Origin of the sequence: Janthinobacterium sp. UMAB-60, assembly GCF_900095235.1 — a bacterium.
GTDB lineage: Bacteria > Pseudomonadota > Gammaproteobacteria > Burkholderiales > Burkholderiaceae_D > Janthinobacterium.
In genome coordinates, this window is sequence record NZ_LT607482.1 from 84087 (window position 1) to 100808 (window position 16722).

A 16722-nucleotide genomic window follows, 5' to 3' on the forward strand; every position below is an offset into this window, starting at 1 on the left:
CTTCTTGACCGCTGCCGGCGATGCGATAATCAGGCAGCGATTTTTACTGAAAAGGGATAGCAAGATGATGCTGCATATACCCGGCGTGCTGACGCCGGAACAGGTGACGCAGTTTCGCCAGCGCCTGGCGCAAACGGACTGGGTCGACGGGCGCGCCAGCGTCGGGGCGCAAGGGGCGCAGGTCAAGCGCAACCGCCAGCTGGCCGAAGGTTCGCCGCTGGCGCTGGAGCTGGGCGAGATCGTCAGCCGCGCGCTGATGGCCAATCCGCTGTTCTTTGCCGCCGTGCTGCCGCTGCGCATCCTGCCGCCGTTCTTCAACAGTTATGCGGGCGGCGAGCACTATGGCCTGCATATCGACGGCGCCATCCGCACGCCGAAACACGGCCTGCAGTCGATGCGCGCCGACGTCTCCTCGACTGTGTTCCTGAGCGAGCCGGACGAGTACGAAGGCGGCGAGCTGGTGGTGGTCGATTCCTACGGCACGCATGAGGTAAAACTGCCGGCCGGCGACGTGATCGTGTATCCGTCGAGCAGCGTGCATCAGGTGCTGCCCGTCACCAGCGGCGAGCGCATCTGTTCCTTCCTGTGGACGCAAAGCATGGTGCGCGAGGACTGGAAACGCAGCATGCTGTTCGAGCTCGATCAGAACATCCAGAGCGTGCGCGCAGAGCATGGCGATTCGCCCGCGACGGTGGGCTTGACGGGGCATTATCACAACCTGCTGCGGATGTGGGCGGAGATGTGATCGTGGCGGTGTCGGATTACGCGTGGCCTTTGGCCGCGCTAATCCGACCTACGATACTGCGTGAAGCACCGGCAAAAAAAAGTCTGCCTGGCCCGGGGATGGTGGCTGGCAGACTGAAACAAGCAGTTGCTTGACTGGTACAGAAAACAGGGCGCAAAAAAGCAAGCAGGGCACGGGGTGCGGTGCTTGCGGGCTGGCAGCGGCGCCGTGGCCGCCGGAAGGCTAGCTCAGCTGGAAGGTCAGGGGGACAAGCACATAGACCGGGACGGGTTTGCCGTTTTCGATCATCGGCTTGAACAGCGCGCGCTGCGCGGCCTGGCGGCCCGCTTCATCGAGGTTGCCGTAGCCCGTCGATTTGTGGATCAGGATTTGCTCCGGCAAGCCTTTTTCATTAATCAGGATGCGCAGCACCACGGTGCCGCTTTCGCCCAGACGGCGCGACAAATTCGGGTAGATCAGTTGCGGTGCCTTGATGTATTCGACGCTGCTGACGGTGCGCGGCGTCGATGGTGCCGGTGGCGTCGGCGACGGTGCCGATGGCGCGGTCGGCGCGGCGGTGGCCACGGGGGCCGCTTCGGCGCGCGTCGGCTGCGGCGGCGTGATCGTCGGTTCGCTCGGCGCCACGGCGATCAGCGGCAGCGGCGGAATGACGGCGCGCGGCACGGGAGCGCTCAATTCCACGGTTTTTGGCACCGACGGTGCCGGCGGCTTGGGCGGCGCCGGCGGGGCGATGATGCTGATGGTGGTGATGGTCGGCATGGCCGCCGTGACGACGCGGCTCAGCAGGCCGCTCTGGATGGCGTAAAAGCCGACAATATGCAGGACGACGATGGCCATCAGCGGCGCGAACTTGTTGCGCTTCTTGTCGAAGTCGGCAAATTGTTGCACGGCCTGCACCGTTACGGGCGGGGGCATCATCGTCATGGCATTCATCGCTTTCTTTAGTTTGTCAGTACAGCTCGCATCAATACGGTTTCTTGCAGCACTACGGTGGCGCTCAGGTGATCGTTCAGCACTTCCCGCGCGCAGGTATGGCATTTGCCGCAGCAGGTGGCTACGCCCAAGTCGCGGCGCAGTTCGGCCATGCTGGACAGGCCAAGATCGACGGCTTGACGGATTTCACGATCAGATATGTTGTTGCAGACACATACAATCATTGATACACCTTCTGGCTGGAGGATGAAAAATGCACTAGTGCTGGGAAGCATTGTTGCTAGTGTTTTAATGAGAATCATTATCATTACGTTTCATTGTCGCGCAAAGCGGAGGACAATGCAAGCGATTTTGATCAAGTGTGCGGCGCCTGGCGGCTTGGCGCGGCGCGTGGATATGGCCTGCGTGCGCATGGCGTAGCCCTTGACAGGGGCCACTCTCCGGGCCAAATAAAAACAATTCGCATTCATGTTTATAATGCTGGTATTGTCTCGGACGGTCGCCGTCCGGACAGTTTGAAAGGTCGCTTGTCGGTAATGCGCAACAGTTGCGTTTTACCTCACAACACCCAAGTCAAACGCGATGCGCCGCGCGCAGCAGTTTGTCCCGGTGTTCTTAATTTGAACGGAATTTGCTCATGACTCTAGTTCCACCCTTGATGACGCTCGACGCGCTGGCAGTCGGCCAGAGCGGCACGGTGTTGCATATCACGCCCCACACGGCAGGACAGACGGAAGATGGCGTTGACCTTGCCCGCCGCTTGATGGAGCTGGGATTCGTTCCTGGCGAACATATCCGCATGCTCAAGCGCGGCATTCCCGGCGGCGACCCGCTGGCCATCAAGGTCGGCAATGCCACGTTCGCACTGCGCCGCTTCGAAGCGGCGCTGATCACGATTCAACCGCTGCTTCAACCGGAATAACCATGGGTGCCGTAGAAACTATCGTGGAAGCGGGCGCGCACAAGCCGCCGCACCAGCCACAAATCGCCTTGCTGGGCAATCCGAACTGCGGCAAGACCGCCCTGTTCAACCGTTTGACGGGCGCGCGCCAGAAAGTGGCGAACTACGCCGGCGTGACCATCGAGCGCAAGGAAGGCCATTTCACTTCGCCCGCCGGCAAGCCCGTGCGCCTGCTCGATTTGCCGGGCGCCTACAGCCTGTCGGCCACCACGCCCGATGAAGCCATCACGCGCGACGTGGTGGGGGGATTGCGCAAGGGTGACCCGCGCCCGGACGCCATCATTTGCGTCGTTGACGCCACCAATCTGCGCCTGAACTTGCGCCTGGTGCTGGAAGTCAAGCGTCTGGGCTTGCCCATGCTGCTGGCGCTGAACATGACGGATGTGGCGCGCAAGCGCGGCATGCTGATCGATACGGCCAGGCTGGCGCAGGAACTGGGTATGCCCGTGGTGGAAACCGTCGCGGTGCAGCACGATGGCGAAAAAGCCCTGTTGAACGCCATCGACGCCATGCTGCCCCTGCCGGTCGTGGAAGCGAAACCGCTGGCGGCCATCGATGCCGTCACGGTCGAAGAAACCCAGCGCGAAGTGCGCCGCATCCTGGCCGCCGTCAGCAATGACAGCAGCGACACGGGCAACCTGACGGAAAAAATCGACGACGTGGTGCTGCACCCCGTGTTCGGCCCCCTCATCCTGGCCGTGCTGATGTTCCTGATCTTCCAGGCCGTGTTTGCCTGGGCCGCCACGCCGATGGAAATGATCACCGATGGCGTGGGCCACCTGGGTGCCGTGCTGACGGCGAACATGCCCGATGGCCACCTGAAAAGCTTGCTGGTGGAAGGCATCATCGGCGGTGTCGGCAGCGTGCTGGTATTCCTGCCGCAGATCCTGATCCTGTTCTTCTTTATCCTGAGTCTGGAAGACTGCGGCTACCTGCCGCGCGCGGCCTTCCTGCTGGACCGCCTGATGGGCGGCGTGGGCCTGTCGGGCCGTGCCTTCATCCCGCTGCTGTCGAGCTTTGCCTGCGCCATCCCCGGCGTGATGGCGGCGCGCACCATCCAGAACCCGCGCGACCGCCTCGTCACCATCATGATCGCGCCGCTGATGACGTGCTCGGCGCGTTTGCCCGTGTATGCGCTGATCATCGCCGCCTTCATTCCGCAGCGCCAGGTATGGGGTTATTTGAGCCTGCAAGGCCTGGTGCTGTTCGTGCTGTACTTTGCCGGCATCATCTCGGCCATGGCCGTGGCCTGGGTCATGAAGCGCGGCATGGGCGTGCGCGGCAACCAGCCGCTGATGCTGGAGCTGCCGGCCTACCACTGGCCGCATCTGCGCAACCTGGCCGTCAGCCTGTGGGAGCGCGCGAAGATCTTCCTCACGCGCGTCGGTACCATCATCCTGAGCCTGATGATCATCCTGTGGTTCCTCAGCACCTTCCCCGGCGCGCCGGACAACGCGATCCATCCGCCGATCTATTACAGCCTGGCGGGCATCCTGGGCCGCGGCCTGGAAGTGATCTTCGCGCCCATCGGTTTCAACTGGCAGATCTGCATCGCGCTGGTGCCCGGCATGGCGGCGCGCGAAGTGGCCGTCGGCGCCCTGGGCACCGTGTATGCGCTGTCGCAAACGGGCGATGCGCTGGCCACCACACTGGAGCCGCTGATCGCCCATTCGTGGTCGATGGCCACCGCGCTGTCGCTGCTGGCCTGGTATGTGTTCGCGCCGCAGTGCCTGTCGACCCTCTCCGTGGTGAAGCGCGAGACGGGCGGCTGGCGCTATCCGCTGCTGATGGCCGGCTACATGTTTGCGCTGGCGTATGCCGCCTCGTTCATCACATATCGCGTCGCCCTGATGCTGGGCGCTTAGGAGAAAACCATGTGGCAAACCCTCATCGTCGCCCTGATCGTCGCAGCCGCGCTGCTGCATTTTTCGACCAAGTACCTGCCGGCGGGCGTGCGCCGCGCCATCGTGCGCGGCCTGGTGCGCTGCGGCCTCGATGAGGCGAAGATGTCGACCTTCTTCAAGGTGGCGCCCGGTTGCGGCAGCGGCTGCGGTTCCTGCGGTTCCTGCGACAGTCCGCCGCCACCGTCGGCCACGCCACCGGCCGACGGCAGCAGCAAGCGCGTGATCTTGATGCAGGTACAGCGCCAGGACTGATGTATGTCTAGGCACGGGCGCGCCCGTCGGCTACACTGGGCTTTCCGCATGGCAAGGAGTGGCAATGGCGATACTGTTGATCTTCATGTTTTTGTTTGCGATCGCCACCTGGCTGCTGGCCAGCCGGCGTGGGCGCAATGGCGGCGTCTGGTTCGGTATCGGCCTGTTCCTCGGGCCGTTCGCCTTGCTGGCGGTAGCGGCCCTGCCGCCCGTCGCGGCGCGCTGACCCTGTATTGTTAAAACCCGCAGATGCGGGTTTTTTTACGCCTGCGCGCCCGCGTGGCGCAGCCGGTACTGGCGCGGCGAGCAGTCCATGACGCGCTTGAAGGCGTGGCTGAAGGCGCTGTCCGAATCGTAGCCCAGCGCCAGCGCGATCGAGGCGATGGGTGCGCCGCTGTCCTTCAGGCGCCGCGTCGCCAGGCGCATGCGCCAGCGCAGCAGGTAGTCGAGCGGCGTCACGCCCACCCTGGTCTTGAAATGCACGGCAAAGGCGGAGCGCGACTGGCCCGCGACGGCGGCCAGCTGCGCCAAGGTCCAGCGCTGCGCCGGCTGCGCATGCATCGCCTCGATGGCCGCGCGCAGCCGGGGATCGGCCAGCGCGAACAGCCAGCCTGCCGGGTGCGATGCCTGCGCTGCCAGATACTGGCGCAGCATCTGCAGCAGCATCATGTGGCCCAGGTGGCGCGTCATCAGCGCCGCGCCGGGCGCCGTCGCCTGCAGTTCCTGCGCCAGCCGTTGCAAGGCCCAGTGCAGCACGCTGGCCTGGTCCGTATCGCCGCGCACGTGCAGCAGCGGCGGCAGGCAGTCGAGCAGGATGGCCGCTTCGTCGCCAAAGTGGAAGCGTCCGCCGATGAGAAAAAAATCGTGCTGCGGCGCGCCGTGGCGGGCCACGCCGTGCCGCGCATGCCGGTACACGTCCAGCGCCGGCGCGGCCGGCAAGCCGGGTGTGCTGGCCAGGGTGAAGGCGCGCCCCGGCGCCAGCAGGAAGCAGTCGCCCGTCTGCAGTTGCACGGGAGCGTCGATGCCGGCGACCGTCAGCCAGCAGCCGCCTTCGATCACGGCGTTGAACTTGATGCCGTCCGGCGGCGGAAAGTCGATGGCCCACTCGCCGCCCGCCTTCAGGCCGGCAAAGTAGGAACTGCGCGTATCGAGCAGCGAGAGTACATCGGAGAGCAAATCCATGGTGGGTTCAATTCTGGACGATAGCGATAGTATTAAAGATTTTACGCCATTCACAGTCCAGGCCACGGCGCGCACAATGGGTTTTTATCGATCACGCCCAGGCAGCCATGACATATACCACTACCCTTCAAACTCCCTTGCATTCCGGTTTTGACGCGCGCACCACGGCCACCGAGGCGCTGGCCGGGCGCGACCTGTCCGGCATGCAGGCCATCGTCACGGGCGGCGCATCGGGCCTGGGGCTGGAAACGGTGCGCGTGCTGGCCGGTGCCGGCGCCCGTGTACTGGTGCCGGCGCGCGACCCGCATCAGGCGCAAGCCGCCTTGAATGGCATGGCCGGCGTGGAGGTCGCCGCGCTCGACCTGCTCGATCCGCAATCGATCGACACCTTTGCCGCCGCCTTTCTTGCCACCGGCCGCGCCCTGCACGTGCTGGTCAACGGCGCCGGCATCATGGCCACGCCCTTGCTGCGCGATGCGCGCGGCTACGAGGCGCAGTTCGCGACGAATCACCTGGGGCATTTCCAGCTGACGGCACGCCTGTGGCGCGCCTTGCGGCAGGCGCGGCGCGCGCGCGTGGTGTGCGTGTCGTCGCTGGGACACCGGCAGGCAGGCGTCGACCTGGATGACCCGCATTTCCTGCGTCAGCCGTACGATAAATGGCGCGCGTATGCGCAGTCGAAAAGCGCCAATGCGCTGTTTGCCGTGGAACTGGACCGGCGCGCCGCGGCGCACGGCGTGCGCGCCTACTCGCTGCATCCGGGCGCCATCCTGACGCCGCTGGTGCGCCACCTGGACCTCGACGACTTGCGCCGGGTCGGGGCGCTCGATGACGAGGGCCAGGTGAATCCGCCGCCGCGATCGGGTTTCAAGAATGTGGCGCAGGGTGCCGCCACGGCCGTCTGGTGCGCCACCAGCGCGCAGCTCGCGGGTCTGGGCGGCGTGTATTGCGAGGATGGCGACATCGCCACCCTGGTGGCGGACGACAGCACGGGGCCGGGCGTGCGGCGCTGGGCGGCCGATCCCGCGCAGGCGCGCCAGCTTTGGGCGCTGAGCGAGCAGATGACGGGCGTGCGCTTCGATTGCGGCGCGGCATAAAAAATGCCGGGCAATGCCCGGCATGTGCATGACGGCGGCGTGGCTTTACGCCTGGCCGGCCAGTTTTTCCACCACGGGCACCAGCGCGGCCGGGCGGCAGCCGAAGGCGGCCAGGCGGCCTTGCGCGTGGGGGGCCAGGTCCAGGTCATACGGCAAACGGCCCGCCACCAGCCACAGTTTATCGTGCGGCAGGGCCTCGACCAGCCGGCGCTGGCCGTCGACGAACATGGCGTTATACGTTTGCAGCACGATCTGCTGCGCGCCTTGCGCAAAGGCGATGGCCTCGTTGACCTCGTCGTCCAGCGCTTCGGCCGACAAGGCATATTCGCGCACGTCCAGGCCCGCTTCGAGCAGCGCCGGCAGCATCGAGCTGCGCGCTTCCTTGTTGCGGCCCAGCGCCACTTCGTCGATCTCGCTGCGCGAGCGCACTTCCACCGTCAGCAGGGTCACGGGCAGGCTGGCATCGAGCGGGCGGTAGTCGCCCTGCACGCGCAATGCCGCTTTTTGCAGCAGCTGCGACAGGGCCATGGCGGCCGGCTGCATCAGCGCCGGCGGGGCGACGGGACGTGCGCGCCAGTCGCGCACGGCGCGGTTGCGCTTGAGTTCCGCCACGCGCGCACAAGCCGCATCGATGCGCGAGATCGCAATGTCGCCGCGCTCCACGGCGGCGATGACAGCCTCGATGGCCGCCGTCTGCTGCGCTTCGCGGTGCGAAATGAGGACGATGTCGGCGCCGGCCTGCAAGGTGGCGATGGCGCCTTGGGCGATGCCGATGCCGTCGGCGATGGCCGCCATTTCCAGGCAGTCGGTAATGACGACGCCCTGGTATTGCATTTCACCTCGCAGCAGGTCCGTCAGCACGCCTTTCGACAGGGTGGCCGGCACGCTGGTGTCGGCTTCGAAGGCGGGGAAGACCACGTGCGCCGTCATGATGGCGTCCACGCCACCGGCGATGGCCGCGCGGAAGGGCGCCAGTTCCACGGCGCGCAGGCGTTCCTTGTCGTGCGGGACCAGGGCCATGGCGTAGTGCGTGTCGATGGCCGTGTCGCCGTGGCCGGGGAAGTGCTTGGCAGTCACGGCCATGCCGCTGGCGCGCTGGCCGCGCATGGCGGCCATGCCGTAGGCTATGACGGTGGCGGCATCCTCGCCATACGCGCGCACTCCGATGACGGGGTTGTTGCGGTTGTTGTTCACATCCAGCACGGGCGCGAGCAGCAGGTTGATGCCCAGCTGGCGCATTTCATCGCCGCTGATCTGGTTCATGCGTTCGCAATCTTCCACCGAGCCGGCCGCCTGGAAAGCCATCGCCGCCGGAATCGGCGTGACGCCCTGCTCGATGCGCATCACCATGCCGCCTTCCTGGTCGATGGAGATCAAGAGCGGGATGTCCGACACTTCCGCGTTGATTTCCTGCAGTTCGCGGCACAGGGCCGACACTTGCGCGGGCGTGTGCACGTTGCGGCGGAACAGGATCACGCCGCCCACCTTCTTTTCGCGTATCAAGGTCTTGATATGCTCGTCCGCCTGCAGGGCGTCGAAGCCCACCATGAACAACTGTCCTACTTTTTCGCGCAAACCCTGCTCCATGCTGCAACTCCTCCGGTATTTATTGTGACGACGGCATACGTATTCTGGCACCGTGGTGGCGCATCGTGGCGCTCACCGGAAAAGCTGCCCTGGTTTTGTACTTGTTTTGGTATTGTATTGGATTTGGATATTTGCGCAAGTGGTTATTAAGTGGTATTGCTCCACTTGCGCAAACGCCGCATCAATCGAGGCGCTGGAACGAGGCCGATTGCGCCTTGGGCCAGTACAGGCCGAACACGGGCGGCAGCTGCGGCAGCTGGCTCGGGTCGAGCAATTGTCCCGCTTCCAGGAAGGGCAGCAGGGCCGAGGCCAGTTTCACCTGGTTCGGCGAGATGCGCCGCACCAGGTGGTGCGGGCGCAGTTCCTGCGGGTGCGCGAGGCCGGCGGCGGCGATCAGTTCGGCCAGCGCCTTCATGGTGTTCTGGTGGAAGTGCGCCACGCGGGCGATCTTGTCGGACACCACCAGCGCGCGCTGGCGCTGCGGGTCTTGCGTCGCCACGCCCGTGGGGCAGCGGTCCGTGTGGCAGCTTTGCGACTGGATGCAGCCCAGCGCGAACATGAAGCCGCGCGCCGAATTGCACCAGTCGGCGCCCAGCGCCAGCAGGCGGGCGATGTCGAAGGCCGTGATGATCTTGCCCGAGCAGCCGATCTTGATCTTCGCGCGCAGGTTGGCGCCCACCAGGGTGTTATGCACCAGCACCAGCGCTTCCTGCAGCGGCGTGCCCACATGGTCCGTGAATTCCAGGGGCGCCGCGCCCGTGCCGCCTTCGCTGCCGTCGACGACGATGAAGTCGGGCGTGATGCCCGTTTCCAGCATGGCTTTCACGATGGCGAAAAACTCCCACGGATGGCCGATGGCCAGCTTGAAGCCCGTCGGCTTGCCGCCGGAGAGCGTGCGCAGACGGTCGATAAAATGCAGCATTTCCAGCGGCGTGGAAAAGGCGCTGTGCGCCGCCGGCGAGACGCAATCCTCGCCCACCATCACGCCGCGCGTGGTGGCGATTTCGATCGTCACTTTCGGGCCGGGCAGCACGCCGCCGTGGCCCGGCTTGGCGCCCTGCGACATTTTCAGCTCGATCATTTTCACCTGCTCGGAGCTGGCGTTGGCGATGAAGCGCTCCTCTGAAAACGTGCCGTCCTGGTTGCGGCAGCCGAAGTAGCCGGAGCCGATTTCCCACACCAGGTCGCCGCCGTTTTCGCGGTGGTAGGGGCTGATGCTGCCTTCGCCCGTGTCGTGCATGAAGCCGCCGCTGCGCGCGCCGCCGTTCAGGGCCAGGATGGCGTTGGCCGACAGGGCGCCAAAGCTCATCGCCGAGATATTGAAGACGCTGGCCGAATACGGCTGTGTGCGGGGGCAGTCCGGATGGTTGCCGATCTCGATGCGGAAATCGTGGCCCGTGACCTTGGCGGGGGCGATGGAATGGTTGATCCATTCATAGCCCGCTGCATACACGTCGAGTTGGGTGCCGAACGGGCGCTTGTCCGTCTGTTCCTTGGCGCGCTGGTAGACGATGCTGCGCTGGCTGCGCGAAAACGGCGTCGCCTCGCTGTCGCTTTCCAGAAAGTACTGGCGGATTTCGGGGCGGATGCTCTCAAAAAAGAAGCGGAAATGCGCGAGGATGGGATAGTTGCGGCGCAGGGCGCGCTTGGTCTGCAGCAGGTCGCTGATGCCAACCAGGGTCAGCGCACCGGCCAGCACGGGCAGCCAGTAATGATCGTAATAAAACAGGGACAGGACAAAGATGGCGGCCGTCGCAATGAAGGTCAGGTAGCGAAATGGTACTAGGTGCATGGGCACTCCGGGGAAGTCAGACTGATACTGCCGAGTCTACCTTCGATTCACGGAACGTGCTGGACGGAAAGAACGCGGCGCCCAGCGGCGCCGCGTGAGGTGCTTAGCGCTGTGCCGCTCTGATGCGTGCGATGCGTTCAGTGCTGGCCGGATGGCTCGACAAGTACGGCGTGCCTTGGTCCAGCTTGCCCAGGGCGACAAACACTTGCGCCAGGTGTTCCAGCGCGATACCGTTCTGGCGCAGCATGGCGATCGCGTAGTCGTCCGCGTCGCGTTCGACATCGCGCGAATACTTCAAGTCCAGCAACAGCGGCGGCACGGTGGCCACCACGGTCGACACGTCGCCGAACAGCAGCGCCGCGCCGGCGCCCACGGCCGAGGTCTGGATGATGCGCCGCGTCAGGTGGCGCTGCTGCAGGTGGCCCAGCTCATGCGCCAGCACGCCCATGATGGCGGCATCGTCCGGCAGCAGTTCGACCATTTCATCGGTCAGCACGATGTCGCCGGACGGCAGGGCGAACGCGTTCGGACCGATCTTGCTCTTGCGGAAAACGATGCGGTGCTCGGGCGTGCTGTCGCCGGGCGTGGCCAGACGCGCGAACTGATTGCGCAAGGCTTGCTGGCGCGTGCCAGCGAGCTTGCTCGCTTCAAACACGTGGCCGTCGAGGAAATCGAGCACGCCCTGGCCCAGTTGCCGCTCGACGGACTGGGGAATCGCATACGCGACCCCCTTCGCCACCACGGGCAGAAGGTACTGATAGCTGAGCCACAGGGCCAGCACGGTGGCGACCGTGGCCAGCAGGGCGCCGCGCCAGCTTTGCTGCAGCCGCACCACCCAGCCGTCGCGGTGGCCCGTGTCGTGCAGCAATGTGTTGAAGGCCGCCTGGTCGGCGATTTCCAGGTAGGCGCCGTCGGGAAAGCTGACCTTGCGCACGGCGTGGCTGCTGCGTTCGGACACGTGCAGCTCGCCCAGCGGACAGCTGCGCTCGATATCGCCCGCCAGCATGGCCACGCCATCGCGCACCGACAGCGTCACGTGGTACAGGCGCGAACTCTGGCCGTCGAAATAGCGGGCGGCCAGAGCGGCGTGGTCTTCTTGCGTGTTGGCGTTCATTGCTTACATCGACAGGTCGAAGTCCAGCAGGTCGGCCATGCCTTCGCCCGTGGCCGACACTTGCTGGCCCGTGGCGGCGACAAACTCGTCCAGGCTACCGTGTACCAGCATCGACGTCGCCTCCAGGCGGTACTTCAGCCAGCGCACGTGGGCGAATGGCGCGAACAGGCCCAGCGTGACGACCACGCCCAGCAGGTTGGTCAGCATGATGAACGTGGTGCGGCCCCAGGTCAGTTGCGACTGGAACTGGTGCTGCTGCAAGCGCGTGTGGTTCCAGATCAGGTTCTGGATCATGGTCAGGAACAACGGTAGCACGGTGAAGGCCCACAGATACATCAAGCCCATGCCTATCAGAAAACCGCCGATCTTGGTCTTGTCACCGGGGGTGGTGAGGAACGAACCAACCACGCCGCCAACGATGAAAAAGAACAGCGCTACCAAGCCCCCTACCAGGATCGCGAAGAACAGCAGGTAGGTTTTGTAGAAGCTGCCCACGCTGGCATCAAAGCTGAACTGGCTGGTGCCGAAGCGGCTTTGCGTGTGCTGGAAGCGCTTCAGGCGCTGGTGCAGGAATGGCGTCATCAAGCCCAGGGTGAAGGTATTCAGGATGGGCAGCCACAGGAAGTATTTGTAGGCTTCCTTGGCGCTGCCGCCGAAACCGAAGCGGATGCCCCGGTAGCTGGTGTTGTACAGCTTGAATTGCAGGCTTTTCCAGATCAGCCAGGGCAGGATGGCGGCCAGCAGCACGAACATCAGCAGGCCCACGATGGGCGAGACCCGCAGGGCGATGTTGTAGCCGCCGATCAGCACCACGGCCGCGATGCGCCCCTTCAGGATGGCCATGGCGTTACCGTGGTATTCGAAGCTGCTGCCAGCCAGATGGGTGCTGGAATAGAAATAGCGGTTGCGGCGCACTTTGGCCCAGGCGGAATAAATGCCCAGGGTGACGATGCTCAGCAGCAGGTTGACGATCCAGATACGGAAGTATTCGCTGCCGGTGGCGCTGAAGGTGATGGCTTCGCGCTTGGGCATGGTGTTGTTGGTGTCGAAATCCACAGGGGAGTTTCCTTACTTATTGGAAACAAAACAAGATAAGGGAAGATTGAAAAGTTATCAATTGAAAATACTGTTTTCTGCAATTTCTTTTGGTGTGGCGCCCCTGACGCCGCGATTTTCCTGTCCCGGCTATACTGGAACTCAACCATCGCCTAACGGGAAAACCATGATCGTCGTCCACCATCTGAATAATTCACGCTCGCAGCGCGTGCTCTGGCTGCTCGAGGAACTGGGCCTGGAATATGAGGTCAAGCGCTACCAGCGCGACCCGAAAACCATGCTGGCGCCCGCTTCCTTGAAAGCCGTGCATCCCCTGGGCAAGTCGCCCGTGATCACGGATGGCGCCAACACCATCGCCGAATCGGGCGCCATCATCGACTACCTGGTCGAACGCTACGGCAATGGCCGCCTGATCCCGGCGGCCGGTACGCCGGAGAAGCTGCGCTGGACTTACTGGCTGCATTTCGCGGAAGGCTCGGCCATGCCGCCGCTGCTGATGAAACTGGTGTTCGACAAGGTCGAATCGTCGCCGATGCCGTTTTTCGTCAAGCCCATCGCGCGCGGCATCTCCAGCAAGGTCAAGAGCAGTTTCATCCTGCCCAATATCAACAGCCAGCTGGCCTATATGGAAGCGGAGCTGGAGAACACCAAATGGTTTGCCGGCAATGAATTCACGGCGGCCGACATCCAGATGAGCTTTCCGCTGGAAGCGGCCGCCATGCGCGGCGGACTCGACGAGCGCCTGCCGAAGCTGACGGCGTTCCTGCAGCGCATCCACGCGCGGCCCGCCTATCAGCGGGCTCTCGAGCGGGGCGGGCCCTACGATTTCGCCAAATGAGAGCACCAAACCAAACCTACTGCGCGTCGGTATATATGGCCTGCGATGCTCACCGTACTAGAGTACGGTTGCGCTTCTCGGCCACATCTCCCTTCCGCTCGCTACGGTTTTGTTCGGTGCTGTGAGGCCGCGTGAATCCTGCCAAGGGGAATATGCTGGGAATATCCCCGGCGCCATACGGTAAAATGCCCGATTCAACCAGCATCCACTTACCGCATGGCCAGACTCCTCGCTATCGACGGCTTGAATATCGTACGCCGCGTCTACGAAGCCAGTCCTGAACCCGATTCCGACCTGAAGGCGGAGATCGCGCTGCGCCATGCGCTGTCGTCGTTCCGCACCCTCATCAACGACCACGAGCCGACGCACATCCTGCCGGCCTTCGATTTTGGCGGCCCGACCTGGCGTCACGCCCTGTATGCCGGTTACCGCGAGGGGCGCCAGCCCATGCCGCAGGTGCTGCGCGACGCCTTGCCCGGCTTTTACGCCACCCTGGCCAGCTTCGGCATGCATGTCGTGAGCATTCCCGAAGTGGAGGCCGACGACGTGATCGGCACGGCCGTCATGCGCTGGCTGCACGAGGGGCGCGGCGCGGCCGTCATCGCCACCACCGACAAGGATTTGCATGGCCTGATCGCGCACGGCGCGCTCGTGTGGGACCATTTCAAGGGCATCTGGCACGACCGTGCCTGGGTCGAGAAAAAGTTCGGCGTGCCGCCGGAACTGCTGCCCGACTTGCTGGCGCTGATGGGCGACGTCACCGACAGTATTCCCGGCGTGTCGAAGATCGGCCTGAAAACGGGGGCGAAACTGTTGCGCGGTTACGGCAATATCGACGCCGTGATGGCCGGCGCGGGGATTTTGCCCGGTGCGCTGGGCGAAAGCCTGCGAAAAGAGCGGGAAATACTGTATCTTTCAAGAAAGTTGGTGGAACTCAAGACCGACGTAGTTTTAGGCGTGACCTGGAACAAGCTCGCGTGGGAAAAGTAGAACGCCAGGCAAGAACAATCAAGCAAGGAAAGCAATCATGATGTTAAAAACAGTCCTGATCGATAGCAGCGCCGTGGCGCGCGGTCTGCTGAACTCGGTCCTGACCGATGGCGGCTACGATGTCTGCGGGCAGACGCATACCAGCGCGCTGGGACTGGCGCTGCTGGTCAAGCACCACCCGCATTTCGTCTGCATCGCGCGCGAGCAGGTGGAAGACGGGACGAATGTGGTGCAAACCATCCGCGCCCAGTATCCGAAAACGCTCATTTTCATGGTCTCGGGCGGCATCGACGCCGCTTCGCTGCAGGCGGCGCACGCCATGGGCGTATCGGGCTTCATCGTGAAACCCTTCATGGCCGACACGGTCCTGAAAACCGTGCGCAATACGGTCATTGCCATGGTGCGCAAGCAGCAGCAGGCGCTGGCCGCCGCCGCGCAAGGCAATACCTAGACGCCGGCCAGGCCCGTTGAGCTGGCGATGATCCCGCCACCGAGGCACACGTCGCCGTCGTACAGCACGGCCGACTGGCCTGGCGTGACGGCCCATTGCGCCTGGTCAAACGCCAGGCTGAAGTGTTCATTCCCCTCCGGCAGCAGCTGGCAAGCCACATCGGCCTGGCGGTAGCGCGTCTTGGCGCTCAAGGCGCCTGCCTGCGGCGCGCTGCCTGCGACCCAGCTGGCCTGGTCGGCCGTCAAGGCGGGCGACAGCAGCCACGGATGGTCATGGCCCTGCACCACCCACAGGGTGTTGTTGGCGATATCCTTGCGCGCCACATACCAGGCGTCGCTGCTGCCGTCCGCGTTCTGGTACGACTTCACGCCGCCGATGCCGATGCCCTTGCGCTGGCCCAGCGTATAAAAACTCAGGCCCACGTGTTCGCCCACCGTCTTGCCGTCGGCCGTCTTCATCGGGCCAGGCTTGTAGGACAGATAGCGGTTCAAAAATTCGCGGAACGGGCGTTCGCCGATAAAACAGATGCCCGTCGAATCCTTCTTTTGCGCGTTCGGCAGCGCCAGCTGTTCGGCGATCTTGCGCACTTGCGTCTTCGGGATTTCACCGAGCGGAAACAGGGTTTTCGACAATTGCGCCTGGTTCAGCCGGTGCAGGAAGTAGCTTTGGTCCTTGCTGGCGTCGACGGCTTTGAGCAGTTCATAGCGTCCAGCGTCCGTCGGCGCCTGGCGCACGCGCGCGTAGTGGCCGGTGGCGATCAGGTCGGCGCCCAGGGTCATGGCGTGGTCGAGGAAGGCCTTGAACTTGATTTCAGCGTTGCACAGCACGTCCGGGTTCGGCGTGCGGCCGGCCTGGTATTCGCGTAAAAAATCGGCGAATACGCGGTCCTTGTATTCGGAGGCGAAATTGACGGCTTCGATATCGACGCCGATGACGTCGGCCACGCTGGCCGCGTCGATCCAGTCCTGGCGCGTGGAGCAGTATTCCGAATCGTCGTCATCTTCCCAGTTTTTCATGAACAGGCCGATGACTTCATAGCCTTGTTCCTTCAGCATCCATGCCGCGACCGAGGAATCGACCCCGCCGGACATGCCGATAACGACTTTCTTCTTGCTCATCTTGCTTTCCAGTGTACTTTAGATAATATTGCTATGCGCTGTTAAAGACAGACGCATGCGTGTGCAGCAGGGCCAGCGGCGCGCGCCGGCCAGCCAGGTATTCGTCCACGCACTGCAGCACCAGCGGGCTGCGGTGGCGCTCCTGGCATGCCGCCAGCTCGTCGCGCGTCATCCACAGGGTGCGGATGATGCCTTCGTCCAGCGGGCGGTCATGTTCGGCGCCGGCCGTGCCGCAAAAGGTGAAGCGCAAATAGGTTACGTCTTCGCCCGTGCGCAATGACTGATAGCGCGACATATACATGCCGACCAGTGCCGTGGGGATGAAATCGTAGGCCGCTTCTTCCAGCGTTTCGCGGATCACCGCCTGTTCCAGCGACTCGAACGGATCGAGATGACCGGCCGGCTGGTTGAGCTTGATGCCTTCGCTGGTTTCTTCTTCAATCAGTAAAAACAGGCCGTCGCGCTCGACGATGGCGGCAACGGTGACAGAGGGTTTCCAGATTCTCGGCATGATTCCATCCTTGAAAGAGCCGACATTTTATCTTGTTCTGCGCGCGCGGTTTGAACCCGGCCTTCTGTTGCGCGGACATATTGATAAATGACAACGTTTTAGCAAATAGCGGTGGGAGGTACTTACGTCTTTCCCGGGGAGCGCACTAGCATGGGGGCTTAGTCGGCAAGATGGCAGGAAACGCCCGCTAA

18 protein-coding genes are annotated in these 16722 nt (G+C 63.8%); 9 read left to right on the top strand and 9 right to left on the bottom strand.

Annotated elements, in window-relative coordinates:
• The first annotated feature begins 64 nt into the window (after positions 1-64).
• A complete protein-coding gene (locus K0F86_RS00355; RefSeq protein WP_219132443.1) occupies positions 65-745 on the top strand; it encodes a Fe2+-dependent dioxygenase in 681 nt (226 codons plus the stop codon).
• A 222-nt stretch (positions 746-967) separates the two neighbouring features.
• On the opposite strand, the gene K0F86_RS00360 is transcribed toward K0F86_RS00355, so the two are convergent.
• Both K0F86_RS00360 and K0F86_RS00365 read right to left on the bottom strand, forming a co-directional pair.
• A complete protein-coding gene (locus K0F86_RS00360) occupies positions 968-1669 on the bottom strand; it encodes an energy transducer TonB (RefSeq protein ID WP_219132444.1) in 702 nt (233 codons plus the stop codon).
• 17 nt (positions 1670-1686) lie between these two features.
• The gene (locus K0F86_RS00365) at positions 1687-1902 is read right to left on the bottom strand and encodes a bacterioferritin-associated ferredoxin (RefSeq protein WP_071075208.1); all 216 of its coding nucleotides are present in this window, start codon (positions 1900-1902) and stop codon (positions 1687-1689) included.
• Positions 1903-2315: 413 nt separating this feature from the next.
• Between K0F86_RS00365 and K0F86_RS00370 the strand changes: the two genes are divergently transcribed.
• From K0F86_RS00370 to K0F86_RS00385, 4 genes are all read left to right on the top strand, one after another.
• On the top strand, positions 2316-2600 hold the full coding sequence (locus K0F86_RS00370; RefSeq protein WP_071075209.1) for a FeoA family protein: 285 nt from the start codon (positions 2316-2318) through the stop codon (positions 2598-2600).
• A 2-nt stretch (positions 2601-2602) separates the two neighbouring features.
• Positions 2603-4504, top strand: a complete 1902-nt coding sequence (locus tag K0F86_RS00375) for a ferrous iron transporter B (RefSeq protein ID WP_219132445.1) — start codon at positions 2603-2605, stop codon at positions 4502-4504.
• Positions 4505-4513: 9 nt separating this feature from the next.
• Entirely contained in the window at positions 4514-4795 is a 282-nt protein-coding gene (locus K0F86_RS00380) for a hypothetical protein (protein WP_070220612.1), read from the top strand.
• 64 nt (positions 4796-4859) lie between these two features.
• Positions 4860-5021: a hypothetical protein gene (locus K0F86_RS00385; protein ID WP_219132446.1), complete on the top strand. Its 162-nt coding sequence runs from the start codon at positions 4860-4862 to the stop codon at positions 5019-5021.
• A 35-nt stretch (positions 5022-5056) separates the two neighbouring features.
• Here the strand turns inward: K0F86_RS00385 and K0F86_RS00390 are convergent, their stop codons facing one another.
• Positions 5057-5977, bottom strand: a complete 921-nt coding sequence (locus K0F86_RS00390; RefSeq protein WP_219132447.1) for an AraC family transcriptional regulator — start codon at positions 5975-5977, stop codon at positions 5057-5059.
• A 107-nt stretch (positions 5978-6084) separates the two neighbouring features.
• Here K0F86_RS00390 and K0F86_RS00395 point away from each other — a divergent pair, with 107 nt between their 5' ends.
• Positions 6085-7074 (top strand): oxidoreductase, encoded by a 990-nt coding sequence (locus K0F86_RS00395; RefSeq protein ID WP_219132448.1) that lies wholly within the window; start codon positions 6085-6087, stop codon positions 7072-7074.
• A 45-nt stretch (positions 7075-7119) separates the two neighbouring features.
• Here the strand turns inward: K0F86_RS00395 and nagZ are convergent, their stop codons facing one another.
• From nagZ to K0F86_RS00415, 4 genes are all read right to left on the bottom strand, one after another.
• Positions 7120-8661 carry a beta-N-acetylhexosaminidase gene (gene nagZ / locus K0F86_RS00400; protein ID WP_219132449.1) on the bottom strand — a complete coding sequence of 514 codons (1542 nt, stop codon included), beginning with the start codon at positions 8659-8661 and terminating at the stop codon, positions 7120-7122.
• A gap of 181 nt (positions 8662-8842) precedes the next feature.
• Positions 8843-10453, bottom strand: a complete 1611-nt coding sequence (locus K0F86_RS00405; RefSeq protein WP_219132450.1) for an FMN-binding glutamate synthase family protein — start codon at positions 10451-10453, stop codon at positions 8843-8845.
• Positions 10454-10556: 103 nt separating this feature from the next.
• Positions 10557-11567, bottom strand: a complete 1011-nt coding sequence (locus K0F86_RS00410; RefSeq protein WP_219132451.1) for a M48 family metallopeptidase — start codon at positions 11565-11567, stop codon at positions 10557-10559.
• A 3-nt stretch (positions 11568-11570) separates the two neighbouring features.
• Positions 11571-12623, bottom strand: a complete 1053-nt coding sequence (locus K0F86_RS00415; RefSeq protein ID WP_257571918.1) for a YjgN family protein — start codon at positions 12621-12623, stop codon at positions 11571-11573.
• A gap of 166 nt (positions 12624-12789) precedes the next feature.
• Between K0F86_RS00415 and K0F86_RS00420 the strand changes: the two genes are divergently transcribed.
• From K0F86_RS00420 to K0F86_RS00430, 3 genes are all read left to right on the top strand, one after another.
• Entirely contained in the window at positions 12790-13461 is a 672-nt protein-coding gene (locus tag K0F86_RS00420; protein WP_219132452.1) for a glutathione S-transferase, read from the top strand.
• A gap of 216 nt (positions 13462-13677) precedes the next feature.
• Entirely contained in the window at positions 13678-14451 is a 774-nt protein-coding gene (locus K0F86_RS00425) for a 5'-3' exonuclease (protein WP_116745749.1), read from the top strand.
• Between the two features lie 40 nt (positions 14452-14491).
• Positions 14492-14902: a response regulator gene (locus tag K0F86_RS00430; RefSeq protein ID WP_096238706.1), complete on the top strand. Its 411-nt coding sequence runs from the start codon at positions 14492-14494 to the stop codon at positions 14900-14902.
• On the opposite strand, the gene mnmA is transcribed toward K0F86_RS00430, so the two are convergent.
• Positions 14899-16020, bottom strand: coding sequence for a tRNA 2-thiouridine(34) synthase MnmA (mnmA, locus tag K0F86_RS00435; protein WP_219132453.1), 1122 nt, complete (start codon positions 16018-16020; stop codon positions 14899-14901). The genes K0F86_RS00430 and mnmA overlap by 4 nt on opposite strands.
• A gap of 31 nt (positions 16021-16051) precedes the next feature.
• The gene (locus K0F86_RS00440) at positions 16052-16531 is read right to left on the bottom strand and encodes an NUDIX hydrolase (RefSeq protein WP_010401817.1); all 480 of its coding nucleotides are present in this window, start codon (positions 16529-16531) and stop codon (positions 16052-16054) included.
• Positions 16532-16722 lie beyond the last annotated feature (191 nt).

Bases quoted from the DNA above. Each gene is read 5' to 3' on its own strand.
- K0F86_RS00440 (WP_010401817.1), bottom strand. From the start codon at position 16,531: ATGCCGAGAATCTGGAAACCCTCTGTCACCGTTGCCGCCATCGTCGAG.
- K0F86_RS00430 (WP_096238706.1), top strand. From the start codon at position 14,492: ATGTTAAAAACAGTCCTGATCGATAGCAGCGCCGTGGCGCGCGGTCTG.
- K0F86_RS00390 (WP_219132447.1), bottom strand. From the start codon at position 5,977: ATGGATTTGCTCTCCGATGTACTCTCGCTGCTCGATACGCGCAGTTCC.
- K0F86_RS00355 (WP_219132443.1), top strand. From the start codon at position 65: ATGATGCTGCATATACCCGGCGTGCTGACGCCGGAACAGGTGACGCAG.
- nagZ (WP_219132449.1), bottom strand. From the start codon at position 8,661: ATGGAGCAGGGTTTGCGCGAAAAAGTAGGACAGTTGTTCATGGTGGGC.
- K0F86_RS00405 (WP_219132450.1), bottom strand. From the start codon at position 10,453: ATGCACCTAGTACCATTTCGCTACCTGACCTTCATTGCGACGGCCGCC.
- K0F86_RS00385 (WP_219132446.1), top strand. From the start codon at position 4,860: ATGGCGATACTGTTGATCTTCATGTTTTTGTTTGCGATCGCCACCTGG.
- mnmA (WP_219132453.1), bottom strand. From the start codon at position 16,020: ATGAGCAAGAAGAAAGTCGTTATCGGCATGTCCGGCGGGGTCGATTCC.
- K0F86_RS00375 (WP_219132445.1), top strand. From the start codon at position 2,603: ATGGGTGCCGTAGAAACTATCGTGGAAGCGGGCGCGCACAAGCCGCCG.
- K0F86_RS00410 (WP_219132451.1), bottom strand. From the start codon at position 11,567: ATGAACGCCAACACGCAAGAAGACCACGCCGCTCTGGCCGCCCGCTAT.
- K0F86_RS00395 (WP_219132448.1), top strand. From the start codon at position 6,085: ATGACATATACCACTACCCTTCAAACTCCCTTGCATTCCGGTTTTGAC.
- K0F86_RS00370 (WP_071075209.1), top strand. From the start codon at position 2,316: ATGACTCTAGTTCCACCCTTGATGACGCTCGACGCGCTGGCAGTCGGC.
- K0F86_RS00425 (WP_116745749.1), top strand. From the start codon at position 13,678: ATGGCCAGACTCCTCGCTATCGACGGCTTGAATATCGTACGCCGCGTC.
- K0F86_RS00380 (WP_070220612.1), top strand. From the start codon at position 4,514: ATGTGGCAAACCCTCATCGTCGCCCTGATCGTCGCAGCCGCGCTGCTG.
- K0F86_RS00420 (WP_219132452.1), top strand. From the start codon at position 12,790: ATGATCGTCGTCCACCATCTGAATAATTCACGCTCGCAGCGCGTGCTC.
- K0F86_RS00365 (WP_071075208.1), bottom strand. From the start codon at position 1,902: ATGATTGTATGTGTCTGCAACAACATATCTGATCGTGAAATCCGTCAA.
- K0F86_RS00360 (WP_219132444.1), bottom strand. From the start codon at position 1,669: ATGACGATGATGCCCCCGCCCGTAACGGTGCAGGCCGTGCAACAATTT.